The organism is Pseudarthrobacter sp. NPDC092419 (genome assembly GCF_044755045.1).
GTDB lineage: Bacteria > Actinomycetota > Actinomycetes > Actinomycetales > Micrococcaceae > Arthrobacter.
Window position 1 is genome coordinate 656981 of the sequence record NZ_JBIVQF010000001.1, and the last position, 26366, is coordinate 683346.

23 protein-coding genes are annotated in these 26366 nt (G+C 66.0%); 4 read left to right on the forward strand and 19 right to left on the reverse strand.

Going from position 1 to position 26366, the window contains the following annotated elements; all coding sequences use genetic code 11:
- Positions 1 to 13: 13 nt before the first annotated feature.
- Positions 14 to 907 (forward strand): 5-deoxy-glucuronate isomerase, encoded by an 894-nt coding sequence (gene iolB, locus ACIQC0_RS02940; RefSeq protein WP_377215013.1) that lies wholly within the window; start codon positions 14 to 16, stop codon positions 905 to 907.
- Between the two features lie 37 nt (positions 908 to 944).
- Positions 945 to 1964 carry a LacI family DNA-binding transcriptional regulator gene (locus ACIQC0_RS02945; RefSeq protein WP_400532494.1) on the forward strand — a complete coding sequence of 340 codons (1020 nt, stop codon included), beginning with the start codon at positions 945 to 947 and terminating at the stop codon, positions 1962 to 1964.
- Here ACIQC0_RS02945 and ACIQC0_RS02950 read toward each other — a convergent pair.
- The 16 genes from ACIQC0_RS02950 to ACIQC0_RS03025 all read right to left on the reverse strand — a co-directional run bounded on the left by ACIQC0_RS02950 (position 1933) and on the right by ACIQC0_RS03025 (position 20455).
- Positions 1933 to 2976 carry a Gfo/Idh/MocA family oxidoreductase gene (locus ACIQC0_RS02950; protein ID WP_400532495.1) on the reverse strand — a complete coding sequence of 348 codons (1044 nt, stop codon included), beginning with the start codon at positions 2974 to 2976 and terminating at the stop codon, positions 1933 to 1935. The two genes, ACIQC0_RS02945 and ACIQC0_RS02950, sit on opposite strands and share 32 nt — an antisense overlap.
- A complete protein-coding gene (locus ACIQC0_RS02955) occupies positions 2973 to 4052 on the reverse strand; it encodes a Gfo/Idh/MocA family protein (RefSeq protein WP_400532496.1) in 1080 nt (359 codons plus the stop codon). Before ACIQC0_RS02955 ends, ACIQC0_RS02950 begins: the two co-directional genes overlap by 4 nt.
- Positions 4052 to 5047: a Gfo/Idh/MocA family oxidoreductase gene (locus ACIQC0_RS02960; protein WP_377215009.1), complete on the reverse strand. Its 996-nt coding sequence runs from the start codon at positions 5045 to 5047 to the stop codon at positions 4052 to 4054. The genes ACIQC0_RS02955 and ACIQC0_RS02960 overlap by 1 nt, the downstream gene beginning before the upstream one ends.
- A 67-nt stretch (positions 5048 to 5114) precedes the next feature.
- Positions 5115 to 6017 (reverse strand): ATP-binding cassette domain-containing protein, encoded by a 903-nt coding sequence (locus ACIQC0_RS02965; protein WP_377215008.1) that lies wholly within the window; start codon positions 6015 to 6017, stop codon positions 5115 to 5117.
- Between the two features lie 12 nt (positions 6018 to 6029).
- Positions 6030 to 7079 carry an ABC transporter permease gene (locus tag ACIQC0_RS02970; RefSeq protein WP_377215007.1) on the reverse strand — a complete coding sequence of 350 codons (1050 nt, stop codon included), beginning with the start codon at positions 7077 to 7079 and terminating at the stop codon, positions 6030 to 6032.
- A gap of 55 nt (positions 7080 to 7134) precedes the next feature.
- Positions 7135 to 8127 (reverse strand): substrate-binding domain-containing protein, encoded by a 993-nt coding sequence (locus ACIQC0_RS02975; protein ID WP_377215006.1) that lies wholly within the window; start codon positions 8125 to 8127, stop codon positions 7135 to 7137.
- A 224-nt stretch (positions 8128 to 8351) separates the two neighbouring features.
- Entirely contained in the window at positions 8352 to 9227 is an 876-nt protein-coding gene (locus ACIQC0_RS02980) for a sugar phosphate isomerase/epimerase family protein (RefSeq protein ID WP_400532497.1), read from the reverse strand.
- A gap of 37 nt (positions 9228 to 9264) precedes the next feature.
- A complete protein-coding gene (locus ACIQC0_RS02985) occupies positions 9265 to 10278 on the reverse strand; it encodes a Gfo/Idh/MocA family protein (RefSeq protein ID WP_400532498.1) in 1014 nt (337 codons plus the stop codon).
- Between the two features lie 43 nt (positions 10279 to 10321).
- On the reverse strand, positions 10322 to 11233 hold the full coding sequence (locus tag ACIQC0_RS02990) for a sugar phosphate isomerase/epimerase family protein (protein WP_377215003.1): 912 nt from the start codon (positions 11231 to 11233) through the stop codon (positions 10322 to 10324).
- Between the two features lie 20 nt (positions 11234 to 11253).
- Positions 11254 to 12765, reverse strand: a complete 1512-nt coding sequence (locus ACIQC0_RS02995; RefSeq protein ID WP_400532499.1) for a CoA-acylating methylmalonate-semialdehyde dehydrogenase — start codon at positions 12763 to 12765, stop codon at positions 11254 to 11256.
- Positions 12766 to 12796: 31 nt separating this feature from the next.
- Complete coding sequence (iolD, locus tag ACIQC0_RS03000; protein ID WP_400532604.1) at positions 12797 to 14746, reverse strand: 3D-(3,5/4)-trihydroxycyclohexane-1,2-dione acylhydrolase (decyclizing); 1950 nt, start codon at positions 14744 to 14746, stop codon at positions 12797 to 12799.
- 38 nt (positions 14747 to 14784) lie between these two features.
- A complete protein-coding gene (locus ACIQC0_RS03005) occupies positions 14785 to 15708 on the reverse strand; it encodes a deoxyribose-phosphate aldolase (protein ID WP_400532606.1) in 924 nt (307 codons plus the stop codon).
- Between the two features lie 47 nt (positions 15709 to 15755).
- Positions 15756 to 16757, reverse strand: coding sequence for a 5-dehydro-2-deoxygluconokinase (gene iolC / locus ACIQC0_RS03010; RefSeq protein ID WP_377215001.1), 1002 nt, complete (start codon positions 16755 to 16757; stop codon positions 15756 to 15758).
- Positions 16758 to 16939: 182 nt separating this feature from the next.
- A complete protein-coding gene (locus ACIQC0_RS03015) occupies positions 16940 to 17344 on the reverse strand; it encodes a tautomerase family protein (protein WP_377215499.1) in 405 nt (134 codons plus the stop codon).
- Positions 17345 to 17513: 169 nt separating this feature from the next.
- The gene (locus tag ACIQC0_RS03020; RefSeq protein WP_400532500.1) at positions 17514 to 18722 is read right to left on the reverse strand and encodes an alkaline phosphatase family protein; all 1209 of its coding nucleotides are present in this window, start codon (positions 18720 to 18722) and stop codon (positions 17514 to 17516) included.
- A gap of 83 nt (positions 18723 to 18805) precedes the next feature.
- Complete coding sequence (locus ACIQC0_RS03025) at positions 18806 to 20455, reverse strand: alkaline phosphatase D family protein (RefSeq protein ID WP_400532501.1); 1650 nt, start codon at positions 20453 to 20455, stop codon at positions 18806 to 18808.
- Positions 20456 to 20608: 153 nt separating this feature from the next.
- Between ACIQC0_RS03025 and ACIQC0_RS03030 the strand changes: the two genes are divergently transcribed.
- Together ACIQC0_RS03030 and ACIQC0_RS03035 are read left to right on the forward strand one after the other, a co-directional pair.
- Positions 20609 to 20974, forward strand: coding sequence for an ArsR/SmtB family transcription factor (locus tag ACIQC0_RS03030; RefSeq protein WP_377214998.1), 366 nt, complete (start codon positions 20609 to 20611; stop codon positions 20972 to 20974).
- Complete coding sequence (locus tag ACIQC0_RS03035) at positions 20974 to 21447, forward strand: SRPBCC family protein (RefSeq protein WP_377214997.1); 474 nt, start codon at positions 20974 to 20976, stop codon at positions 21445 to 21447. The genes ACIQC0_RS03030 and ACIQC0_RS03035 overlap by 1 nt, the downstream gene beginning before the upstream one ends.
- A 78-nt stretch (positions 21448 to 21525) precedes the next feature.
- Here ACIQC0_RS03035 and sucD read toward each other — a convergent pair whose 3' ends face one another.
- The 3 genes from sucD to pcrA form a co-directional block, all read right to left on the reverse strand.
- Positions 21526 to 22428, reverse strand: coding sequence for a succinate--CoA ligase subunit alpha (gene sucD, locus ACIQC0_RS03040; protein ID WP_377214996.1), 903 nt, complete (start codon positions 22426 to 22428; stop codon positions 21526 to 21528).
- A gap of 11 nt (positions 22429 to 22439) precedes the next feature.
- A complete protein-coding gene (sucC, locus tag ACIQC0_RS03045; RefSeq protein WP_377214995.1) occupies positions 22440 to 23609 on the reverse strand; it encodes an ADP-forming succinate--CoA ligase subunit beta in 1170 nt (389 codons plus the stop codon).
- Between the two features lie 244 nt (positions 23610 to 23853).
- Positions 23854 to 26340, reverse strand: a complete 2487-nt coding sequence (pcrA, locus tag ACIQC0_RS03050) for a DNA helicase PcrA (RefSeq protein WP_400532502.1) — start codon at positions 26338 to 26340, stop codon at positions 23854 to 23856.
- Positions 26341 to 26366 lie beyond the last annotated feature (26 nt).

Genomic DNA, 26366 nt, shown 5'->3' on the forward strand with positions numbered 1-26366 from the left:
AGGAGCCAACTCCATGACCAACTGGGTCTATCCCCTCGGCACCGCCACCGACGGAACATGGGACGTTTCCATCGGCACCTCCGACTCCGCCCTCGCGGTGGAGGGGTGGGCACACACGGGACTGAAGATGGCCACCCTTGCCGCCGGCGCCGCCGTCGTACTCCCCGCCGCCGCTGAGGAACGCATCGTGGTGCCGCTCAACGGCGCCTTCACCGTCACCGTGGACGGCACGGACTACGCCCTCGGCGGACGCCCCTCAGTCTTCGCCGGCCCCAGCGACGTCCTGTACTCCGGCACCGGGCGCGAGGTCACCATCAGCTCTCCCGACGGCGGCCGCGTCGCCGTCGCCACGGCGCCCGCCGGGGTCTCGTACCCCACCCGCCTGGTCACCGCTGCCGAAACACCGGTGGAGCTCCGCGGGGCGGGGAACTGCTCCCGCCAGGTGCACAATTTCGGCACTCCCGCCGCACTGGAAGCCGACCGCTTCATCGTCTGCGAGGTCCTGACCCCGGCCGGCAACTGGTCGTCCTACCCGCCTCACAAGCACGACGAGGAAAAGGACGGCGAGACCCAGCTTGAGGAGATCTACTACTTCGAGACGCAGGTGGCCGCCGGGTCCGGCGCTCCGGCTGACGCGGATGCCATCGGCTACCAGCGCGTCTACGCCTCGGACGAGCGGCCCATCGATGTGTCCGCGGAGGTCCGCACGGGCGATGTCGTCCTGGTTCCTTACGGCTGGCACGGCCCTGCGATGGCTGCTCCCGGCTACGACATGTACTACCTCAACGTGATGGCCGGGCCGGGACCGGTGCGCGAATGGCTGATCAGCGACGACCCGCACCATGGCTGGGTCCGGCAGGGCTGGGAGGCCCAGGACATCGACCCCCGGCTGCCGTTTGGATCCTGAGGCCGGCCGCGGCCTGCAACTGGCATAGTTGGCTTCCGTGAACAGTTCCCCGCGCACCGTCACCATGGAGGATGTGGCACGGCGGGCCGGCGTCAGCCGCGCGCTTGTGTCCCTGGTCATGCGGGATTCGCCCAAGGTTTCGCCGGCCAAGCGTGCGGCGGTGCTGGAGAGCGCCGCCGCCCTGGGTTACTCCCCCAACCGGCTCGCCAGCCGCCTGGCCAGCCACCGCACCCGCACGCTGGGCGTGCTCATCATCGACATGCACAACCCGGTGTTCGCCGACACCTACGACGGCATCACCGAGGGCATTGCCGGCAGCGGCAACCAGCTGCTCGTGGCCGTGGGCGCGGCCGATTCCCGCACCGAGCTCGAGGCGGTCCGCTCCTTCGTGGACCTTCGCGTGGACGGCGTGATCCTGGCCGGCTACACCGGCACCGCCGAGGAGCTGGCGTCCGCGCTGCGCGGCACGCCCGCCGTCGTCATCACCCGGGAAATAGCGGCCGACGGCGTCGATTCCGTTTTGACGGACGACTTCCGTTCGGGTGTGCTCGCCGTGGAGCACCTACACGCTGCGGCGCACCGGCGGATTGCCCACGTGGACATCCCCTCGCGGCTTCCGTACACGGCCCGCCGCGCCGGGTACCTGCACGCGATGGCCGGGTTCGGGCTCGAACCGCTGCTTGTGCACAGCGACATGACCGAGCGGGGCGGCCGGGCCGTGATGGAGCAGTTCCTGGCGTCCGGCGCGCCCCTGCCCACGGCCGTTTTTGCACATAATGACGTCACCGCAATCGGCATCATGGAGGCGCTGGCGGGGCACGGCCTGCGCGTGCCGGAGGACATGGCCATCGTGGGGTGCGACAACATCACGATTGCGGCCTCGCCGCTGATCGGGTTGACCTCCATCGACCAGCACGCCGCGGAGCTGGGCAGGCTCGCCGCGAAGGTCATGCTGGACCGGCTGGAAGGGGCCGGCAGACGGGAGGCGCCCCCCGTCGTCGAAAAGCTCGAACCCGTGCTGAAGGTCAGGAGCTCAACAGCCCCGCCCCGGACCTGACCGCCACCGGGACGCCCGTGGCAAGGGATTCCTGGGCCGCGTCGGCTACGCGGGAGGCAACCACAGCGTCCTCGGGGGTGCACGGGTTTTCCCGCAGTCCGAGCACCAGTTCAACAAACGCATGCAGTTCCGACCGGTAGGCCTGGTCGAAGCGCTCGGCGAAGGTCTGGTGCGGGGTACCGCCAGGAAAACTGACGCCCGCTTCCGCCGACCGCAGCGCGGCCTTCTCATCCAGTCCCACCATCAGCGAGCCCGCCGAGCCCTGGATCTCCAGCCGTACGTCGTGCCCCGCCCCGTTGTAGCGGCTTGCCGACACGCTGCCCACCGTGCCGTCGTCGAACGCCACCACGGCGAGCGCGGTATCCACATCCCCCACCGCGCCGATGGCGGGGTCCCCGTTGTTGGAGCCGGTAGCGTAAACGGAGACGATCTCGCGGCCGGTCAGCCAGCGGAGGATGTCGAAATCGTGTACCGAGCAGTCGCGGAACAGCCCTCCGGAGGTGGCGATGAACTCGACGGGCGGCGGCGCCATGTCGCAGGTGACTGCCCGGAGCGAGTGGATCCAGCCCAGTTCCCCGGCCTGGAAGGCGCGGCGGGCTTCGAGGTAGCCGGCATCGAAACGGCGCTGGTGGCCGATCTGCACCACGCCGTTCCGGGCGCGGATGTAGTCCAGGACAGGCAGGGCATCCTCCACGTTCATGGCCACCGGCTTCTCGCAGAACACCGGGATCCCGGCGTCCACGCCGGCACGGATCAGGTCCGGATGCGTCGCCGTCCCGGTGGCGATCACCAGGCCGTCGATGCCGGATCCGATCAGCTCCTCCACGGTGGGCAGGAACTCCGCCCCCAGCCCGGCGGCCACGGAGCGGGCGTGCTCCTGCGCCACGTCGGTCAGCCGGAGCCGGACATTGATGCCAGCCGGGTTCAGGTCGGTGTTCAGGGCCGTGATGTTGTTGGCGTGCATGACGCCGATGCGTCCTACGCCGACCAGTCCGAGGACTACGTCTTTCATGCTTGTTCCTCCGTTGCAGGGGTGGTTGGTGGGGCTGCCTCGCAGGGGAAGGCAATGGCTAGCTGGCGGCGGATTTCGTCCGCGACGGCGAGGGTGCGGACGGAAGCTTCAAGGGGCCTTTCAGAGACTTCGGTCCGCCCAGCCGCGATGGCCCGGGCGACGGCAGCGGCCTCATAGTGGAGGCCTTCCAGGTGCCCCGCAGCCGGTTCCTCGTAGCGGAGTGTGGTTCCGTCCGGGAACCGCACCTCGAAGCCGCCCGGCATGTTGAAGGGCCCGTCGATCACCAGGGTGGCTTCCGTCCCCACGATGGTCGCCACGGTGGGGGTGAAGTTGTGCAGGTGGGTGTTGGCCACCGCCTGGGCCCCGTCCGGAAACTGCATCACGGCGGACAGCTGGGCGTTGACGCCTGATTCGTGCTGCTGCCCTACCGCGTGCAGGACGCCGGGCGCGCCCAGGATTTCGGTAATCAGCGCCAGCGGGTAGGTGCCCAGGTCAAGGAGCGGACCGCCAGCCAGGTCAGGGTCGAAGATGCGGTGGCTGCGGTCAAAGTGCTCGCCGTATTCGGCCAGGACTGTTGTGACGGTTCCCAGCGTTCCCGAAGTGAGGATCTGGCGGATCACGTCGAACTTGGGCAGGAAGAAGGTCCACATCGCCTCGGCGGCAAGAACACCCGCCGTCCGGGCCTGCCGCGCGATGTCCCGGGCCTGGTCTGCGTTGATGGCCAGGGGCTTTTCCACCAGGACGTGTTTTCCGGCAGCGATGGCCAGCAGAGCGGCCTGGTGGTGGAAGTTATGGGGTGTGCAGACGTACACAATATCGACATCCGGCGCAGCCGCCAGTTCCTCGTAACTGCCATAGGCGGCCGGGACCCCGTACCGTTCCGCGAAGTCCTTCGAGCGGTCCAATGAGCGAGAGCCGACGGCGGCAATCACCTGCCGCGTGGACGCCTGCAAGGACTCGGTGAACTTCCCGGCGATCCAACCCGGTCCCATAATCCCCCATCGCAGCGGGGGCGCATCGCGGGAGTCCGGAATACGGGAGGCTGGCAGGGAGCCGGGATGGGTTGCGCCCGCCATCAGTAGACCACCTTGGTGAAGGCGCCGTCGCTGTGCAGTGAACGGGTCATGGCCTGAGCCAGCTGGGCTGCCCGAAGGCCGTCGGCGCCGGTGGCCAGTGGAGCCGGCTCACCCTCTTGGAGCGCGGTGATCCAGGCCTGCAGCTGCAGCCGGTAGGCGTCGGCGAACCGGGGCCGCCAGTCCGCCGGGATCCCGCGGCCCATCTGCCCGGCCTCGCGGGTAACCAGCGCCGCCGGTTCGGGCAGCCGGGTCGTGCCCAGTTCGGAGACCACCTCGCATCCGGTGGTGTAGCCATACCGGGCGTTGAGGAACAGTTCGAGTGTTGCCAGCGTGCCGTCAGCGGTGCGGAGCAGCATGAAGGCCGGGTCTGACAGGCCGTCCGCGCTGTTCCGGGACCTCCGCCCGGCCTGCCAGGACACCTCCGTGATGGGCGAGCCCAGCAGCCACGGGATGATGTCCAGCTCGTGGATCGCGGAGTTGGTGATGGCGGACTCGGCAGTGGTGCCCGGCCCTGCGGCAGCGGTCCTGCTGGTGCAGTGCACCATCAGCGGCTCGCCCTGGGCGCGGGATGCCACGGCCGTCCGCAATGCCACGTACCCGGGGTCGAAGCGCCGCATGAACCCGAGGGACAGCAGCGAGGCGCCGGTGGCCGCGATGATGTCCGCGTCGGCGGCCACCACCTCGATGCTTTCCAGCAGCGTGGGCGCCAGCGGTTTTTCGCACAGCACCGGCGTCATGGCCTCGAAACACTCCAGCACAAGGCCGGCGTGCGTCGAGTCGTGCGACGCGACCACGACGGCGTCCACCTCGCTGGAGTGGATCAGCTCGCTGGGGTCGGTGGTAACCCGGGCGGAAGGCGGCGCCGCCGCCTGGGCCCGGCCGGCGTCGAGATCCGCCACATAGGTGACCTCCGCGCCGTGGACGCTGGTGGAAAGATTCCTGATGTGGTCCGCGCCCATGACTCCGGCGCCAATGACGCCAACCCGGATCGGCATGCTCGTTTCCTGTCTGATGGATTTTTTCGTGGCGGGCGTCAGTTGGCCCCGCGGGGCCAAACGGGCGTCAGCGGGTATCGCTGACCTCCGCCACTTCGGCCTGAACTTCCTTGAGGGCCTCGCTGTGCCCGCCGAGCTGCTCGAGTTCATGGGCAAGTTCGGCAAGTTCGGCGCCGCCGGCCATTTGGGCCGTGAGCTCGTCCAGGGTGATGTCCTTCTTGTCGTAGTAGCCGATGGACTTACCGCGCTTGAGCAACAGGAACCGGTCCCCCACGGGGAAGGCGTGGTGCGGATTGTGGGTGATAAAGATGACCCCAAGGCCGCGGTCGCGCGCCTGCAGGATGTACCGCAGAACCACGCCCGATTGCTTCACGCCGAGGGCCGCCGTCGGCTCATCCAGGATCAGGACCTTGGCGCCGAAGTACACCGCGCGGGCGATCGCCACACACTGCCGCTCGCCGCCGGACAGCTGGCCGATGGGCTGCTCCACGTCGCGGAGGTCGATGCCCATGTCCGCGAGTTCCTTCTTGGTGATGTCCTTCATCTTCTGGACATCAAGGCTCTTGAACGGGCCGAACCCGGTGGTCAGCTCGGAGCCCAGGAAGAAGTTCCGCCAGATGGGCATCAGTGGGACTACCGCAAGGTCCTGGTAGACCGTGGCAATACCGACATCGAGTGCGTCGCGGGGGGAACCGAACTTCCGCTCCTCACCCATGATGTTCAGCGTGCCTTCATCGTGCTGGTGCAGGCCGGCGATGATCTTGATCAGCGTGGACTTGCCGGCGCCGTTGTCGCCCAGGACGCAGGTCACGCGGCCATTGTCCACCGCCATCGTGACATCCCGCAGGGCCACGATGTTGCCGTAGTGCTTGCCAACGTTGTTAAGGGAAAGCAGGTGCACCGGCGTGTGCGTGAGCGGATCTTTTTCGCCCCTGAGCAGGGTCTGCTGGTCAATTTGTTTGGCGTTCATTGGTCCGTTCCTTTACTTAAGCTCTGCGCGGCGCTTGACGATCAGGTTCACGATGGTGGCCAGCAGCAGCATCAGGCCAAGGAAGAACTTGAACCAGTCCGGGTTCCACTGCGCGTACACAATGCCCTTGTTGGCCATGCCGAAGATGAAGGCACCGATCGCACCACCGACGGCTGAACCGTAGCCACCGGTCAGGAGGCAGCCGCCGATGACCGCGGCAATGATGTAGAGGAACTCATTGCCCACGCCTTCACCGGACTGCACCGCGTCGAAGGCGAAAAGGTTGTGCATGCCCAGGATCCAGCCACAGAAGCCCACGGCCATGAACAGTCCGATTTTGGTGGCCTTCACTGGAACACCCACGGCGCGGGCCGCGTTCGCGTCACCGCCCACCGCGAAGATCCAGTTGCCAACCTTCGTGCGCAGCAGCACCCACGACGCCAGTGCAACGAGGGCGATCCAGATGAAGACGGTGTTGTTGACATCCACGCCCCCGATGTTTACCGAGGAAGCAAAAATGGCGCGCGCGGCCTGGTAGCCGTCCATGTCGGATATGGACGGGGAGGATACCCCTCCGCCGATCATGCGGGTCAGGCCCAGGTTCAGGCCGGTCAGCATCAGGAACGTTGCGAGCGTGACGATAAAACTGGGCAGCTTCGTCTTCATCAGAATCCAGCCGTTGATATACCCGATGCCGAGCGAGACCATGAGGGCCAGGATCACGCCCACCCAGACGTTCATGCTGAAATACCAGCTGAACATCGACGCGGTGAGGGCGGAACTGATGACTGCAACGCCGGTGGAGAGGTCGAACTCGCCGCCGATCATCAGCAGGGACACGCCCACCGCCATGATTCCGATGGTGGAACTGCCGTACAGCACGGTAGCGAAGGCATTTGGCTGGATGAATGTCTGGGACACCGAGGCGAAGAAGACGAAGAGGACGATCGCACCCACCAGGGCGCCAACTTCCGGGCGGCCGAGCAGCTTCTGCAGAGGGCTTCGTTTTGCAACACGCTCATCTGCCACAGCTGGTTTTGTAATCGTTGGGGTCATGGTCATGATGGTTCTCCTTGCTTCCGGGGACCGGCGTCGGCCGGCCCCCGGCTGGCGGGTGTTAGCGGACGCCTTCCTTGGCGAACTCGAGAACGTCGGCGGCCGCGGCCTGGTCGACGATGGAGGGGCCGGTCAGTACGGGCTGCCCGCCGCCGATCCTGAACCCACCGCGCTTGGCCTGCCACAGGGCGTCGATTGATCCGTAGCCCTGCAGCCACGGCTGCTGGTCAACCGTGAAGATGACATCTCCGTCAGCAATCTTCTGGGCGAGCTCGGGGTTCATGTCGAACGAGGCGACCTTGGCCTTGCTGCCGGCGCCAGTCACGGCCTTCAGGATGGTCAAGGTGTACGGCGCGCCCAGGCCAATGATGACGTCGGCGTCAGCCGTAGCCTGCAGCTTGGCGGTAACGGTTGAGGAAACCTGGGCCATGTCAGTTCCGGGGACATACAGGATCTCCGTTCCGGCCACCTTTTCCTTGACGCCTGCGCACCGGGCTTCCAGGCCGACGTGCCCCTGCTCCTGGATCACGCAGATGGGGTGTTTCAGGCCCAGTTCGCTGAGCTTCGTTCCAACTGCGGCACCAGCGAGCTTTTCGTTGGATCCGAAGTGGGTGAAAGCGCCCAGTTGGGCAGAGACCGATTCGCCCGCATTGAGGCTGACGACGGGAATACCGGCGTCCGCGGCCTTCTTGAGGGAATCCTTCAGGGCATCGGGCTTGGCCAGCGTCACGGCAATCCCGTCAACCTTCTGGTCAATAGCCTGCTGGATAAGCTGCGCCTGGCGTCCGCCTTCGGGATCCGAGGTGTAGAGCAGTTCCACGTTGTCCTTTGCAGCGGCCTCCTCGGCCCCCTTGCGGACGATGTCCCAAAAGGTGTCTCCGGGAGCAGCATGGGTGATCAGGGCGACCTTCATGCGGTCGGTGGCGGCCACCTGGCCACCCCCGGAACCGCCAGCCGGCTCGGTCCGGCCGCCGGTGCTGGAGCAGGCGCTGAGCGCCATCATCGGCACGACGGCCGCCACCAGGGCCGCCTTCCGCCAGGAAAACTTCTTCACGATACATCTCCTTTGATCCGGGCTGACCCGGCGCCTCATTACGCCGGTTTCGTTCTTGCCTTCCCAATGATCATGGTGATCCAATTCACTAATGTCAAGACTTTGTTCTGACATTAGGATGTTATGACGTTCTGACGGGCTGAATGGCGGCAGGACGACGACCAAACAACGACGACGGGGCCCCAGCCAATGGCTTGGGGCCCCGTCAACGCGGTGTCTTTATGCTACTTGGTCACCTTCTGGACGTACTGCTTCATCGTCTCCAGCTGGTAGCGGGAGACTTCCTGGGCGTTCTCGTCCTCCGCGAAGACGCTGGAGACCATGACGGTGTCCTCGCGGTCCAGGAAGCCGATCTCCTGGAGCCCGCCAAAGAACTCGTCCCAGTTGACGTCGCCGTCGCCGATCTTGAGGTGCTGGTGCACGCGCACGGGGTTCCCGGGCGGGTTGGTGATGTAGCGCAGGCCGTGAGAGGCATGGTGGTTCATGGTGTCGGCCACGTGAACCAGGCGCAGCTTGTCCCCCGCAGCCCGCATGATGTCCAGCGGGTCATTCTGCATGTGGAAGCTGTGCGAGGCCACATACACCATGCCCACGTTCTTTGAATTCAGGCCACGGATCACGCGGATGGCAGCCAGCCCCTCCTCCACGAAGTCATCAGGGTGCGGATCGATCAGCAGGTCGATCCCTTCCCGTTCGATGATGGGCAGCAACTCCTCCATGGAGCGGTAGAACGCGCGTTCAGACTCCTCGGCCTTTTCCGGTCGGCCACTGAACTCGGTATTCATTGTCTTCACGCCCAGGTCCACGGTGATCTGGATAGCGCGTTTCCAGTAGCGGACGGCGGCCTCGCGGGCGTCCTCGTCCGGTCCGGACCAGCGCAGCACCGGCAACACCGAGGCGATTTCGATCCCCGCGTCCCGGCATGCCTTGTTCAGCTTGCCCACCAGTTCGTCATCCGCCTTGGGGTGGTTGTAGAACGGGATGAAGTCCGCGTGCGGGGTCATCTGCATGTACTTGTAGCCCAGGTCCGCCACTACCTTCGGGAACTCCAGGAGGCTCTGCGAGTGGTGGAACGGCGTGGGGTCAAGGGCGATTTTCACGTAAACACTCCATGAGGGATCAGGGCCGCTGGCTCGGTCAGTTGTAGAGGTCCGGCTTGGCTGCCAGCTTCACGGCTACCTTTTCGCCGTTCTTCTGGGCTTCGACGCCGGCCTCGCAGCACGCGGCGGTGGCGTACCCGTCCCAGGCGGAGGGGCCGCCTATGTCGCCCCTAAGTGCCGCGTCCACCCATGACTGGATTTCGACGTCGTACGCCGCGCCAAAACGCTCCTCGAACCCGGGCGTGACCTTGCCGCCCCAGCGGCCTGCGCTGCGGGTGTAGGGGCCCTTGTCGCCGCCGATGCTGATGATGCCGTCCTCGAAGGAGGCCTGCGTGGCCACCTCGTAGCCAAACTTGGCGTTGACGAAGATTTCGACGTCGGCCAGGACACCGGATTCGGTTTCCAGCAGGACATGCTGGGGGTCGTGCTGGCCGTTCGGGGCGTTTCGCGTGGCCTTGCCCAGACGGACCTGGACGCTGGTGATTTCCTCGCCGGTGAAGTACCGGACAGCGTCGAACTCGTGGACCACTGAGTCGTTGATGAGCATCTCGTTGGTGAAGCCCTCGGGCGTGGTGGGGTTGCGGTGCTGGTGGTGCAGCATCAGCAGCTCGCCCAGTTCGTTGTCCCGGATGATCCGGCCCAGGGCCGCGTATTCGGCATCGAACCGGCGCATGAAGCCCACCTGGATGCGCTTGCGGCCGAGCTCCACCTCGGCCTGGACGATCTTCCACGAGGATTCGGCGTCCGGGGTCAGCGGCTTCTCGCAGAGGATGGGGATGTCCTTGGCGATGGCCTTGAGCAGGATGTCCTCGTGCAGGAAGCCCGGGGTGGCGATCAGGACCGCGTTGACGTCGCCGTTGGTGAGCGCCTCCTCGGCATCGGCCAGGGCCACCGCACCCGGGATACCTTCGATGGCGGCCTGAGCGCGGGCCAGGTCAACGTCCACGACGGCGGCCACCTCGGCGCCATGGATGCGCGTGTTCAGGCGCTGGATGTGGTCGGCGCCCATGCGGCCGGCACCGATGACGGCCACGCGGAGGGTTTCAGTCATTGTTCTGTCCTTTTGGTGTGTATGGGTGGGTGTCAGCAGGCCGTCAGGCGACGGCGGTGCGGGAGCCGCAGGACAGCAGATAGTTGCGGGTCCGCTTGGCGATGGGCATGGGTACGTCGAAGGCTACCGGGTACATGTCCTGTTCCACGATGCCGAACATGGGCCGGTCCAGCGCCTCGACGGCTTCGATGACGGCGCGCAGGTCCGGCAGGCCGTTCGGCGGTTCGGTCATGACGCCGGCCAGGTTGGCTGCAGCCCAGGTCATGTTTTCCTCGTTGACCTTCTTGAGGATCTCCGGATTGATCTGCTTCAGGTGCAGGTAGCCGATCCGGTCCGGGTAGTTCTTGATCAGGTCCAGGCTGGACGCGCCGCAGTATTCGGCGTGGCCGGTGTCCAGGCAGAGGTTCAGGTACGTCGGGTCCGTGGCGCCGAGGAGGGTTTCGATGTCCTCCTGCGCGCCGACGTGGGAGTCAGCGTGCGAGTGGAACTGCTGCTGCAGGCCGAAGTCCTCGAGCAGGGTCTTGCCCAGGCGGTTGTGGCCGGCGAACAGGTCATCCCAGGCCTTTTCGCTCAGGGTGCCGCTTTCCACTGCCTCGCCGGTAACGTCGTCACGCCACATGGCGGGGATAACCACAATGTGTTCACCGCCCATGGCTGCCGTCAGTTCAGCCACCTTCCGGGCGGGCTCCCAGGCGGTTTCCCACTGGTCCAGCCCGCGGTGGAAGGCGGTGAAGACGGTGCCGGCAGTAACCTTGAGGTCGCGCTGCTTGAGTTCCTCGGCGAGGCGGGCGGGGTCGTTGGGAAGGTAACCGTACGGGCCCAGTTCAATCCACTTGTAACCGGACTCGGCCACTTCATCCAGGAAGCGCTCCCACGGGGTCTGCTTGGGATCGTCCGCGAACCAGACACCCCAGGAGTCCGGCGCGGTGCCGATGATCAGTTTGTTCTCAGTCATGACAGCGTTGCCTCTCGGGGTCAGTTGGAGGGGAAGTTGTAGGAGGCGCCGGAGGCGTGGTGGGTTTCGGGCCAGCGTGAGGTGATGACCTTGCCGCGGGTGTAGAAGCTGACGCCTTCGGGACCGTAGATGTGCTTGTCGCCGAAGAGCGAGGCCTTCCAGCCGCCGAAGGAGTGGTGCGCCACGGGGACGGGCAGGGGCACGTTGATGCCGATCATGCCGACGGTGACGGAGCGCTGGAACTTCCGGGCGGCGGCGCCGGAGGAGGTGAAGATGGCTGTGCCGTTGCCATAGGGGTTGGCGTTGATGAGCCGGATGCCGTCTTCGAGGGTGTCCACCCGTACCACCACCAGGACGGGTCCGAAGATCTCTTCCTGGTAGGCAGTCATTTCGGTCTTGACGTGGTCGATGACGGTGGGGCCCACCCAGAAGCCGTCTTCGTGGCCGGGAACCACCAGGTCGCGGCCGTCCACCACCATGGCAGCGCCTGCTGCCTCTGCCTCGCTCACGATCCGGACGATGCGCTCCTTGGAGGCCGGGGTGATAACCGGGCCCATTTCGGCATCGGGCGCGGTGCCGTTGTTGACCTTCACGGCCAGGGCGCGTTCTTCGACCTTCTTGACCAGCAGGTCAGCGGCTTCACCGACGGCGACGGCGACGGAGATGGCCATGCAGCGTTCGCCGGCGGAGCCGAACGCGGCGGCGGCGAGGTGGTCGGCGGCGTTGTCCAGGTCGGCGTCGGGCAGGACGATGGCGTGGTTCTTCGCCCCGCCGAGGGCCTGGACGCGCTTGCCGTGCTTGGTCGCGGTCTCGTGGACGTACTGGGCGATCGGGGTGGAGCCAACGAAGCTGATGCCATCCACGTCCGGGTGGGTCAGCAGCCCGTCGACGGTTTCCTTGTCGCCGTGCAGGACCTGGAACACACCGTCCGGCAGGCCGGCTTCCTTCCAGAGCTTGGCCAGCAGCAGCGAGGCCGAGGGGTCCCGCTCGGAGGGCTTAAGGATGAAGGCATTGCCGGTGGCGATCGCCATGGGCGCCATCCAGAGCGGCACCATCACGGGGAAGTTGAACGGGGTGATGCCCGCCACCACGCCGAGGGGCTCGCGGAAGGAGAACACGTCGATGCCGGTGGACACCTGGTCCGAGTAGTCGCCCTTGAGCAGGGTCGGGATGCCGCACGCGTATTCGATGACCTCCAGGCCGCGGCCGATTTCGCCCTTGGCGTCGGAGATGACCTTGCCGTGCTCGGCGGTGACCAGCTGCGCGAGCTCTTCAACGTGGGCGGCGACGAGTTCGCGGAACTTGAACAGGACGGCAGTGCGCTTGGCCAGGGACACATCGCCCCAGGAGTCCGCGGCGGTGCGGGCGGCGGCGACGGCGGTGTCCAGGTCCGCGCGGTTGGCCAGCCGGAGCTGGGCGGAGACCTTGCCGGTGGCCGGGTTATAGACGGGGGTGGTGCGGTCACCTTCGCCGGCGGTTTCGGCGCCGTTGATGAAGTGGTTGATGACGGTTTCGGTGGTGATGGCAGTCATGGGACTCTTCCTTGAGTAGTAAAAAGTGTGCTTAGCCGAGCAGCTTGCGCTGGCGTGATTTATGGTCGACGTAGGTGTGGAAGGCCTGCTTCGTGGAGTCCAGCTCGGAGACTTCGGAAACCGGCACGTCCCACCAGGACTCGGAGGACGGGGCGTCCAGCAGCGGGTCGGATTCGACGTGGATCAGGATCGGACCACCCCGTTCGGGTGCCGCCTTGGCGTCGCGGATGGCCTGCTCGAGCTCGGCGATGGCCTTCTCCCCCGGTTCGATCCGGATGACCTTCACGCCCAGGGACTCGGCGTTCAGGGCCAGGTCCACGGGCAGGGTTTCGCCTTCGTCGAAGCTGTGCTGTTCCTCGTTCAGCGCCCGGTACTGGGTGCCGAACCGCTGGGAACCGAGCATCTCGGAGAGCGAGCCGATGGAAGCATAGCCGTGGTTCTGGATCAGGACGACGATCAGTTTGATGCGTTCGGCGACGGCGGTGACGAGTTCGGTATGCATCATCAGGTAGGAGCCGTCACCGACCATCACGACGACGTCGCGCGGCTCTGCGCGTTCCCCGCCTCCCGCCGTCGTGCCTGCCGCTTCGGCCAGCGCCGCCCGCTTGACGCCGAGGCCGCCGGGGATTTCGTAGCCCATGCAGGAGTACGCGTATTCCACGTGGTAGCCGAACGGGTCGCGGACGCGCCACATCTTGTGCAGGTCACCGGGGAGCGATCCGGCGGCGCAGATGACGACGTCGCGGGCGTCCATGGCGCGGGAGGTAGCACCGATGATCTCGTTCTGCGCCGGCAGCGGCGTGTGGCGCGTATCGAAAGCTTCGTCCACGGTAGCGTCCCAGCGCTGCTTCTCTGCCGCGACTTTCTGCTCCAGGTCCGCACCCACCCGGTACCCGCCCAGGGCGGCGTTGAGCTTGACCAGCGTCTTGCGGGCGTCTGCGACGATCGGCAGCGTGGTGCCGTGCTTGTACGCGTCGATCGGGGCCACGTTGATGTTGATGAACTTCACGTCCGGGTTCCGGAACGCGGTCCGCGAAGCGGTGGTGAAGTCCTCGTAGCGCGTGCCGATCCCGATGATCAGGTCCGCCTCTGCAGCAATGGCGTTCGCCGCCGTCGTGCCCGTCGAACCGATGGCGCCCAGCGAGAACTTGTGGTCCCACGGCAGCACACCGACGCCTGCCTGCGTGTTGCCCACCGGGATGCCGGTCAGTTCCACGAGCTTGGCCAGTTCGTCGTTGGCGTAGGCGTAGAGGACACCGCCGCCGGCGATGATCAGCGGCCGCTTGGCGGCACGGATAGCTGCGGCGGCGCGGGCGATATCGGCGTCGTCCGCATCCGGGCGGCGGATCCGCCACTCCCGCTCGGCCAGGAACTCGACCGGAACGTCGAAGGCCTCGGCCTGGACGTCCTGCGGCAGCGAAATGGTCACCGCGCCGGTTTCCGCCGGGTCGGTGAGCACGCGCAGGCCGTGGTGGAATGCGGAGAACAGCTGCTCGGGGCGGGAGACGCGGTCGAAGAACTTGGACAGCGGGCGGAACGCGTCGTTGACGGTGAGGTCGTACGCGTAGGGCTGTTCGAGCTGCTGCAGCACCGGGTCCGCGGCGCGGGTGGCGAAGGTGTCCGAGGGCAGTAGCAGCACCGGCAGGCGGTTGGTCGTGGCCAGGGCGGCACCGGTCAGCAGGTTCGAAGAACCCGGCCCGATCGAGGTGCTGATCGCGAAGGTCTGCCGCCGGCGGGTGTGCCGGGCATACCCAACGGCCTGGTGCACCTGGGCCTGCTCGTTGCGGCCCTGGTAGTACGGCATGATCGCCGGATCCAGCTGCTGGTACTGCTTCAGCGCCTGGCCTACGCCGGCCACGTTGCCGTGCCCGAAGATGCCGAACGTGCCCGGAATCAGCCGTTCGCGGTACTCAACACCGCCCACTGTATCGACGGTGTACTGCTTGGAGAGGTATTCGACGACGGCCTGGGCCACCGTCATGCGGCGGGTGGCGGTTCCTGATGTTGTTCCCATGGCGGCTACTCCGATGCTTCCGGGGCGGTGGCTGGTGCGGTGTGGTGAAGGAGGGACGCAGCCGTGGCGACGGCGCCGGCAACGTCCCCGTCCGAGGGGTACAGCAGCGTGCGGCCCACGGTCAGGCCCTGAACACCGGGCAAGGCCAGGGCAGCCTGCCAGGTGGCGAACACCTCGTCCTGCGGGCCCGCCGGGTCCCCGCCCAGGAGCACGGTGGGCATGGTGGTCGCCGCCATGACGCGGTCCATGCCGGCCACCACGGGAAGCTTCATCCACGTGTAGGCGCTGGTGGACCCGAGCCCTTCGGCAATGGCGATCGACTTGATGACGGCATCGGTGGACAGGTCGTTCCGGACGCGGCCGTTTTCACGGACCGACAGGAACGGCTCCACCATGGCGATCAGCTTCCGCTCCGCGAGGGAATCGATCGCCTTCGCAGTGGCCTCCAGGGTCACCACGGTGTCGGGATCGCCCAGGCAGATCCGGGTGAGCATCTTGCCGCCGTCCGCGCCGAGCGCTTCCAGGGCGGCGGCGGTGTGGCCGGTGAACCGGTCGTCGAATTCATTGACCAGGCCGGAGAGTCCGCCGCGGTTCATCGATCCGAAGACCAGCTTGCCGTCCAGGGCGCCGAGGAGCAGCAGGTCATCCATGATGTCCGGGGACGCCAGGATGCCGTCCACGGCCGGGTTGGCCAGGGCGATCTGCAGGCGGTCCAAAAGCTGGCGGCGGTCCGCCATGGCCACCGGATCATTGCCGACGGCAAGCGCACCGCGGGCCGGGTGGTCTGCGGCCACAATGAAGTTCTGCCGGCCCGACTTCACGCCGGGGTGGCGGCGGCGGGCCTTCGCCGCGCGGGCCACGGCTTCCGGATCCTCCAGGCGGATGGTGCTCAGGTGCTCGTAGCGGCGGGGATCGTCGTCCACGTCCACGCCGAAGGATCCTGCGCCAGCCGTGCGTCCGCTGGAAATATTGATGGTCACAGTGCTGCTCCTTCGGTGACAAGCTGCGGAACGGGCCGGCCCCGTTCGGCCAGCAGCGAGGTGACCTCTGCCGGCGTCGGCATCGCGTCTGCGCAGGAGAGGCGCGAGGCAACGATCGCCCCCGCGGCGTTGGCATAATCCAGGACCTGGGCCAGCGGCCAGCCGGACAGCAACCCGTGGCAGAAGGCGCCCCCGAAGGAGTCACCGGCACCCAGCCCGTTCACGGTTTCCACCGGTACCGGCGCAGAGACCACGCGTTCCGTGCGGGTTTTGGCCATGACGCCTTCAGCGCCAAGCTTGACGACGGCGATCTCCACTCCCGCGGCCAGCAGGCGGTCTGCCTGCTCGTCCGGAGTTCCCTCGCCGACGGCGACGGCGCATTCCTTGTCGTTGCCGATCGCGACGGTCACGTGCGGCAGGATTTTTGCCACCTGGGCGCGGGCTTCTTCTTCCGAAGCCCAGAACATGGGCCGGTAATCCAGGTCGAGGACCGTGAACTGGCCGATGCGCAGCTTGTCCCGGTCCCGCGCCTCGTGCGCCTTGATGTGCGCTTCGCGGCTGGGCTCCTGGCACAGGCCGGTGACGGTGGACCAGAAGATCCCGGCGTTTCGGATGGCGTCCAGGTCCAGCTCTTCGGCCTTGATCTGGAGGTCGGGGGCCGTGGGAAAGCGGCCGTAGAAGTAGAGCGGGAACTCGTCCGTTGCCGGTTTGATCGCGCAGAAGGTGACGGCGGTCGGGTATTCGCGCACTGCGATCACAAAGGAGTCGTCCACGTTGAATTTGCGCAGTTCCCGGTGGAGGTACTTGCCGAACGCGTCATCCCCGGTCCGGGTGATGACGCCGGCGCGCCGGCCGTGCCGGGCAGCGGCCACTGCCACGTTGGACGGGGAACCGCCGAGGTATTTCCCGAAGGACGTGACATCCTCCAGGTCCACCCCAATGTCGTTCGGGTAGATATCAACGCTGATGCGCCCGATCGTAAGAAGCTCGTGGGTCACGGTGATCGTGGACCTTTCTGGTGTGGAACCCTGGACCTTTCGGACAGGAACTCCGGCTCTGGCTGCGGTGGCGTGGGCCACACGCACTACTTTGCCGTAGATCGGTTGTCCTGTCAAAGGTTTGTACTGACATACTTACAACAAACTTTTAAGACGCCGCCCGCTTCTCGCGGGAGGTTCGATCACTTTCGGGGAACAGCCAGTTCCCCCGTGACGTACTGGGCGCGGCCAAAGCCGAAGGACCAGTCGCCTGCAGTGTTTTCCACATAGCCAATGAAGACGTCCTCACCCGCCACGCCCGCTCCTGCAAGCTTTTCGGCCATTGCGGCAAACAGGCGCTGCTTCGCCTCCTGCGAGCGCCCGCCCTGAGTAAAGATCTGGATCATGACCACCCCGCGCGTCCGCTCGAAACCCAAGCCGGCATCCTGGGCAAAGATCTGGCCCCCCGGATGCTCGGTAAGGATGTGGAAGTAGTCCCGCTCCGGAATTCCGTACTCAGCCAGGATCGCGTCATGGATACCCCGGCTCAGCAGCCGCAGTTCCTCCGGGCTGCGTCCTTCGTTTACGTCAATGCGCACCAGCGGCATGCGTATCTCCTTGTTAGTTTGTCCTGTCATACTAACAATATGCCAATCGCCCCCACAAGCCCCTCTGCCGTCCCTTAAAAAGCAACGCGGCGTCACGCCCGGCCCAATCCAGAGGGATTACTGGGCCGGGGGTGACCCCGCGTTGCTCTTGGGGAGCCGGAAACTGGCGTTACAGGTTGAGAGCCGAAGTCCGGGCCGAACCGTCATAACCGCCCGCAGGCGGCTTGAGTCCATAAATCCTGCCGAGGGTCGGCGCCACATCCACCGTCCGGGCGGGTTCCGAAGACGTTGCCCCTGCTACCACCAGCGGACTGCCGCCTGAGATGAAGAAGGGAATAGGTTCCGTGGCCGGATGTCCGTGGTTGCCCGGGATCGGGTTGGACGCCACATACGGGTCCGCGAAGCGCCAGCCGGCCCGGCAATAGGCCACCAGGTCCCCCGCCTCGGGCCCCAGCCGCAGGTTTGCCGGTGCACTCACGGACAGAACCCCAGGGTGGGCCGCCACCAGTTCCCGGACGGCAGCCACGCCGGCGGCGCGTTCCGCTTCCGGCCCGGTCCAGTAGAGCAGGTCCGCCCCGCCGTTTTGCGCTATCACCATATTGGCCTGGAGTTCAGGGCGGGACTGCAGGATCAGGTTGACGGAAACAACATTGGTGGGGATGGACCAGTCCATCGAGTGGTCGGCCAGTACCGCCACGACACTGGACTCCCATTTGCCGGCATCCTTGAGGTGCGCCACGAAACGCCCCACCTGCAGGTCCGTCGCAGCCAGGGCGGCCTCGCGGGCGGCGCGCAGCGAGGTGCCCGAAAGGTCCGAGTGCCCAACCCTGTCAATATCCCCCAGGTTGGCGAAAACCACGTCGGGGTCCGGCCCGCCGACCATGGCCAGCAGGGCGTCCATGGTCGCTGCATCAGGGGCATGCCCCGTGACCGGCAGCAGCGGCTGCGGCTCCCAGCGGTATGTAGCGCGTTCCCCAAAGATCCCGAACAGGTATTCCTTGCTCAGCACCGAACCGGTGGTGAGCCCGCGTTCCCGCAGCCGCTCCAGCAGGGTTGGAAAACGCAGGTCCGCAGGCCGGTCCAGGTCACGGACCACACCCTCGGCACGGTCAAACACCGAGTTGGCCGGAACGCCCGACCGGTCCGGCCGCACACCGGTCATCATCATGACGTGGTTCGGGATCGTTTCCATCACCGGCAGCGAGCGCGCGGCAGGGAAATTCGTCCCGGCGCCCCGGAGCGCCGCAAGGTTTGGCGTCAGCGCCGGCGTGATTTCGTCCGGCCGGCAGCCGTCCACCACCAGCACGTAGCTGCGGGTGCGGCCGGCCGTGCGGGTTTCCGGTGCAGCCCAGGCGGCACCATGCGCAGAGGAAAGCACGACGGCGGCACCCCCTGCCGCGGCTAGCTTCAGGAATTGCCGGCGCCCCGCCGTCGTGCTCGCATGGGTTGCCTTTCCACCTATCACAGCGCACCGCCCGCGGGAACTGCCTTGCCGGTGCCGGTACCCACGTTGAAGGATCTCGACAGTGCTGCAGCGGATCCCGCCGACGTCCGGTCAGCGAGAACGTACCAGTCCATGCGGACCCCTGCGGGGGTGACGTCCAGGACGGAGTAGCCGTGGGAATCGAAATCGAGGTACTTCACGTGCGGGTTTGCCCCCCTGATGGCCGCTTCGACGCTGAGCGATCCCGTGCGCGGCGGAACGTCGAGGATGTCGTCCAGATTGTCACTGGTGACGGAAGTGCACACCAGCTCGGCGGCCACGGAATCCCCGGTGGCCGGGTAGGTTGCCGGGTCGGCCGGGATGTCGCATGCCCAGCCGGAGTGGATATCTCCGGTAAGGAAAACGGTGTCCTTGACTGCGTTGTCCCGCAGGTGCCGCACCACCCTGCTGCGGTCCGCCTCATAGCCGTCCCACTGGTCCACGTTGTAGGGGACGCCGTCAAGGGTGGTGCCGCCCATCAGCTTTTGGACGCCCGCGAGCTCAGCGGTGCTCAGCGTGGACGGGACCTTGACGGGCGTGATCATGACCGGGTTGCCCACGAGCTTCCACTGCGGGCCGGTGGAGGTGAGATTGCCGAGCAGCCACTCCATCTGCGCGGTCCCCGTAATGGTACGCGCGGTGCTGTCCACCGCGGGGTCCAGGCCGTTGGATGCCTGCAGGTCCCGGTACGAGCGCAGGTCCAGCATGGAGAGGCTGGCCAGGGAGCCGAAGTCCAGCCGGCGGTAGAGCTGTCCGCCAGGCTCGTAGCGTACCGGCATCCACTCGGCGTATGCCTGCTTGGCAGCGGCCACCCGGTCCCGCCAGGCACCCTCCGCACCCTCGGCGTGGTTTTCGGCTCCGTCCTTCCACGCGTCGTTGGCGGACTCGTGATCGTCCCAGGTAACGATGAAGGGCGCAGCAGCATGGACTGCCTGGAGGTCGGGATCAGTCTTGTACTGGGCGTGGCGGCGGCGGTAGTCCTGCAGCACGGTCATTTCCCGGGCAGGATCGTGGGGCCGTACCACCACGTCGCGTGCCTGGTACTCGCCGGGCGCGTATTCGTAGAGGTAGTCGCCCAGGTGCAGGACAGCGTCCAGGTCCGTGCGCGCCGCCAGGTGCCGATAGGACGAGAAGTAGCCGGCCTGCCAGTTGGCGCAGGACACCACTCCAAACTTCAGCCGGTCAACTGAAGCTCCGGCGGCGGGGGCTGTCCGGGTCCTGCCAACCGCCGATACCGCCTGGCCCAGCTTGAAGCGGTACCAGTAGGTGGTGGCTGGCGACAACCGGTCCGCGACGGCCTTGACCGTGTGGTCCCGCCCGGGACCGGTGGGCGAGGAACCCCTGGAAACGATCCGACGGAAGCTGCTGTCCGCTGCCACTTCCCAGGCCACTGTTAGGTCCGGCCCGCGGCCGCTGCCCGGCGTCGCATCCACCGTCGGGGTGACGCGGGTCCACAACAGCACGCTCCCGGGCAGCGGATCCCCGGAGGCAACGCCGTGGGAAAAGGCCGTTCCATCCCCTCCCTCCAAGGCACGGGCGGGGGATCCGGCGGCTGCCGCACCGGCAGCTCCGGCGGCGACCACAACACCGGCAGAGCGCAGAACTTGACGACGAGTAAAGTTGTTCATCAATCCAGTATCCGGACGGCCCGAGGTGGGAACCGCCCATTTCGACTGCTGTTCGCTGGCCGTTCACCAAGTGTTCCTCCGGGCCTTCCCTCCCAGCGGCGGCGGGGATACACTTAGACAACCCCTAGGTTGATAAACAAGTTGGTTGAATACATGACCCGTACGCACCCCGGGCAGAATGGGCTCGATGAAGCGTTTCTGGCCCTTGCGGATCCCGTGAGGCGAAGCATCATCGCCCGGCTGAGCCGGGGCCCGGCCACCGTAAATGAACTGGCGGAACCTTTCGAAATTTCCAAACAGGCAGTTTCGAAGCACATCCAGGTCCTCGAACAGGCGCAACTGGTCACCCGCACCCGGGAGGCCCAGCGCAGGCCCGTCCACCTGAACCCCGCACGGCTGGAAGCACTCACCGCCTGGATCGACCAGTACCGGTTGGTCCGCGAGGAGCAGTTCCGCGGCCTCGATGCCGTGCTTCAGTCCGGCGCCCGACATGGCGGCGCCAAGGAAAAGGAAATCTGATGAGCAATCCCTTAAAGCTCACCGTCCCGGAAGGCCAGCCCTTCATCGACTACGAGCGCGAGTTCGACTTCCCGGTCGCGGACGTGTTCCGGGCCCATAAAGAACCGGACCTGATTGTGCAGTGGCTTGGTCCGCGGGGCTACACAATGGACGTCGACCACTACGATTTCCGGACCGGCGGCAGCTACCGCTACCTGCACACCGGACCCGAGGGTGTGCCTTATGAGTTCAAGGGCATCTTCCACACCGTCCGCGAGAATGACTTCGCCATCCAGACCTTTGAGTTCGGCGGCTACCCTGACGTGGTCAGCCTGGAGTTCATGACATTCGAGGACCTCGGCGACGGCCGGACACGGCTGCGCGGACATTCTGTTTACCCCACGCTGGAGGCACGGGACGGAATGGTGCAGTCCGGCATGGAGCGCGGCATGAGTGAGGGCTACGAGCGCCTGGACGAACTGCTGACGTCATAAACAGCAACGCGGGGCCACCCCCGGCCGATCCCGAGGGATTTTCGGCCGGATGTGACCCCGCGTCGGAGGTTCGGGCTGCTAGAGCGCTGCGTAAACCTCGCGCAGGAGCTTGGCGGTCTCGGACGGCGTCTTGCCGACCTTCACGCCGGCGGCCTCGAGGGCTTCTTTCTTGGCCTGGGCGGTACCGGCAGAACCGGACACGATGGCGCCTGCGTGGCCCATCGTCTTGCCTTCCGGAGCGGTGAAGCCTGCCACGTAGCCGACAACCGGCTTGGTGACGTTGGCCTTGATGAAGTCCGCGGCACGCTCTTCGGCGTCACCGCCGATTTCGCCGATCATGACGATCGCCTTCGTCTCCGGGTCAGCCTCGAACGCAGCCAAGGCGTCGATATGTGTGGTGCCGATGATGGGGTCGCCGCCGATGCCGATGGCGGTGGAGAAGCCAAGGTCGCGCAGTTCGTACATCATCTGGTAGGTCAGGGTGCCGGACTTGGAAACCAGTCCGATGGGTCCCTTGCCCGTGATGTTGGCCGGGGTGATGCCCACCAACGCCTCGCCCGGGGTGATGATGCCGGGGCAGTTCGGGCCGATGATGCGGGTGACCTGGTTGCCCTCGGCGTCGACCTTGGACTGTGCCAGCGCCCAGAACTCAGCGGAGTCCTGGACCGGAACGCCTTCGGTGATGACGACGACCAGGCCAATGCCGGCCTCGATGGCTTCGACAACGGCAGCCTTGGTGAATGCCGGCGGTACGAAGACGATGGAGACGTCGGCGCCGGTTTCGGCCATGGCTTCCTTGACGGTGCCGTAAACGGTGATTTCGTTGTCGCCGTGGAGGACGGTGGTGCCGGCCTTACGGGCGTTGACGCCGCCCACAATGTTGGTTCCGGCCTTCAGCATCAGGGCGGTGTGCTTGGTGCCTTCGCCGCCGGTGATGCCCTGGACGATGACCTTGGAGTCCTTGTTCAGATAAATAGACATGGTGCGTCCCTTTACTTAGCTGCGTTGGCGAGCTCGGCGGCCTTGTCGGCGCCCTCGTCCATGGTGGCGGCCAGCGTAACCAGCGGGTGGTTGGCCTCGTTCAGGATGCGGCGGCCTTCCTCGACGTTGTTTCCGTCAAGGCGGACGACCAGCGGCTTGTTCGCGGTGTGTCCGAGCTCGGCCAGTGCGCCGACGATGCCCTTGGCGACGGCGTCGCAGGCGGTGATGCCGCCGAAGACGTTGACGAACACGGACTTGACCTGCTCGTCACCGAGGATAACGTCCAGGCCGGCAGCCATGACCTCGGCGGATGCTCCGCCGCCGATGTCCAGGAAGTTGGCGGGCTTGACGTTGCCGTGGTTCTCGCCTGCGTAGGCAACGACATCCAGGGTGGACATGACCAGGCCGGCGCCGTTGCCGATAATGCCTACTTCGCCGTCCAGCTTGACGTAGTTCAGGTCCTGCGCCTTGGCCTTGGCCTCGAGCGGGTCGGCGGCGTCCTTGTCCTCAAGGAGCGCGTGCTTGGCGTGGCGGAACTCGGCGTTCTCGTCGAGGGAGACCTTGCCGTCCAGCGCAACGATCTCGCCGGCGCCGGTCTTGACCAGCGGGTTGACCTCCACGAGGGTGGCGTCTTCCTTCTTGAAAACGTCCCAGAGCTTGAGGATGACGTCGGCCACCTTGCCGCGCAGTTCCTCGGCGAAGCCTGCTGCTGCGACGATTTCGTCAGCTTTGGCCTGGTCGATGCCCACGGCGGGATCGATGGCGATCTTTGCCAGCGCTTCAGGACGCTCGACGGCGAGCTGCTCGATTTCCATCCCGCCCTCAACCGAGCACATGGCCAGGTAGTTGCGGTTGGCCCGGTCCAGGAGGACCGAGAAGTAGTATTCCTCGGCGATGTCCGCACCCTGGGCGATCATCACCTTTTTGACGGTGTGGCCCTTGATGTCCATGCCCAGGATATTGGTGGAGTGCTCAAGTGCCTCGTCGGCGGACTTTGCAACCTTGACGCCGCCGGCCTTGCCGCGGCCGCCTACCTTGACCTGTGCCTTAACGACAGTAACGCCGCCGATCTTCTCGGCAGCTGCCTTTGCTTCTTCTGGGGTGTACGCCACGATGCCGGCAAGCACGGGTACACCGTGCGCCTCGAACATATCGCGCGCCTGGTATTCAAACAGGTCCACGGTTTAGTGTCCTTCTACGTCGAAGTAGTTTCTATACAGTCGGACACCATCGCTGACGATGACCGGGCTGCGGAATGCATGCGCCGGAGGCCTGTTGGAAACGAGCCACGCGGCGTATTGCTCCATGGGGAACTCTAGTCCTTTATGGGGACCGGCCCGTCCCAGAGTACCCCTTATGTGAGTAAGGACACTATTCTATGAGCGGTAGAAAAACCGCGTATTTCCGCGGTTTTTGACCGCTTTCTCAGGCGTCGAGCTTGGTCAGCGGGGCGTAGCGCAACAGAAGCCGTTTTTCGCCGACGCTGAACTTAACCTTCGCCACCGTCTTGTCACCGGAGCCCTCCACCGCGAGCACGGTACCGTTCCCGAAGCTGTTGTGGTTGACCTTGTCGCCCACGCTGACGGCCACGATTTCCTTCTGCGGCTGGACCCGGGTTCGGGCCACAACGGCAGGGACGTCGGCATTGAATCCGGCGGACGAATCGGCGGCAACCCCCCTGGCGCTGCCTGCACCCCAGAACGAGCCGCTGTACCGGCCCGACCCGATGGAGCCGCTGTTGCCCCAGGCCGGCTGCCGTGATGTTCCCTCGCGCTTCCAGTCGAGGAGCTCGGCCGGGATTTCCTCCAAGAACTGGCTGGCAGGGTTGTACTGGCTCTGACCCCACAGGCTGCGCACCTCCGAGCGGGTGACGTAGAGCCGCTTGCGGGCACGGGTCAGCCCCACGTAGGCCAGGCGACGCTCTTCGGCAAGTTCCTTCGGGTCCGTTGCCGAGCGCTGGTGCGGGAACAGCCCGTGCTCCATGCCGGTGAGGAACACGACCGGAAATTCCAGGCCCTTGGCGGTATGCAGGGTCATCAGCGTCACCACGCCCAGCCGCTTGGCTTCTGCCACGGCGGCGTCGATGTCCGCGCCGGGGGCGTCGGGGATCTGGTCGGCATCCGCCACGAGAGACACCTGCTCCAGGAACGCCGCCAGGGACCCGTCGGGGTTGTCACGTTCGTATTCGCGGACGACGGCGACCAGTTCCGCCAGGTTTTCGACGCGCGACTCATCCTGTGGATCTGTACTGGAACGCAAGGCGGCCAGGTAGCCGGTCTGTTCCAGCACGGCCTCCAGCGCGGCAGCAGCTCCGGAGCCTTCGGCTACCTCGGCGAGGTCATCGAGCAACTTCACGAACCCCAGCACGGCGTTCACGGACCGGGTGGCCATACCGGGGGCTTGGTCCGCGCGGCGCGCCGCCGCCATGAAGGAGGTCCGCTCACGTTCGGCAAGGGCCGCTACTGCGCCCTCGGCGCGGTCACCGATGCCACGCTTTGGTTCGTTGACCACACGCCGGAGGTTGACGTCGTCGTCCGGGTTAACCAGCACGCGCAGGTAGGCGAGGGCGTCCTTGATCTCCTTGCGCTCGTAGAAGCGCGTGCCGCCCACTACCTTGTACGGCAGGCCGACGCGGACCAGCACATCCTCGATGGAGCGGGACTGGGCGTTGGTGCGGTAGAAGATGGCGACGTCGCCGGGCCGCAGGTTGTCCTCGTCTTGGAGCCGGTCGATTTCCTTGGCGATGAACTGTGCTTCGTCGTGCTCGTTCTCGCCGACATAGCCGACGATCTTGTGCCCCTCGCCCTCGGCCGTCCACAGCCGCTTTTCCGGCCGGTTGGGGTTGCGGGAGATGACAGAGTTCGCGGCGCTGAGGATGTTCTGCGTGGAGCGGTAGTTCTGCTCCAGCTTGATGGTGCGGGCCTCCGGGTAGTCCTTCTCGAACTCCACGATGTTGCGGATGTCCGCGCCGCGGAACGCGTAGATGGACTGGTCCGAGTCGCCCACCACGGTCAGCTCCGATGCCCCGGGGCCCTCCCCCACGATTTCGCGGACCAGGGCGTACTGCGCGTGGTTGGTGTCCTGGTATTCGTCCACAAGGACGTGCCGGAAGCGCCGTCGGTAGGACTCGGCGAGCGCCGGGAAGGCGCGGAACATGTACACGGTCTCGGCGATGAGGTCGTCGAAGTCCATGGCGTTGGCTTGGCGCAGCCGCTGGGTGTAGCCCTTGTAGACCTCGGCCACGGCCTGCTCGAACGGATCGTTGTAGTTGGCGGCGGAGGCGTAGGAGTCCGCGTCAATGAGTTCGTTCTTGAGCGCTGAAATCTTGTGCTGGATGGCCTTGGGGGCGAACCGCTTCGGATCCAGGTCCAGGGCCTTTGCCACCTGGGTGACCAGGCGGAGGGAATCCGCGCCATCGTAGATGGAGAAGTTGGACTTCAGCCCCACGTTGGCAGCTTCCTGGCGCAGGATCCGCACGCAGGAGGAGTGGAACGTCGAAATCCACATGATTTTCGCGCGCCCGCCCACCAGGGCCTCGATGCGCTCGCGCATCTCAGCGGCCGCTTTATTGGTGAAGGTAATGGCCAGGATTTCGCCGTGGTGGGCGCGGCCGGTCGCGATCAGGTAGGCGATCCGATTACTGAGGACGCGGGTCTTGCCGGATCCGGCGCCGGCCACGATCAAAAGCGCGGAACCGGCATGTTTGACCGCTTCCTCCTGCTGCGGATTCAGGCCTTCCAGGAGCTGCGCGGCGTCCGGCCGCGGGGATCCACGGTGCGGCGATCCATGGTGCTCCGACCCGCCGGGTCCTGCCGCCGTGGCCACCCCTTCGGTGCTTGCTGCAGCGCGGGCAGCCGCTGCGGGAGCGGCCTTAAACGGTCCGTCAGAGTACGGGTCAAACAACATATCCATGGTGCCTACAAGTCTAGGCGTTGGGA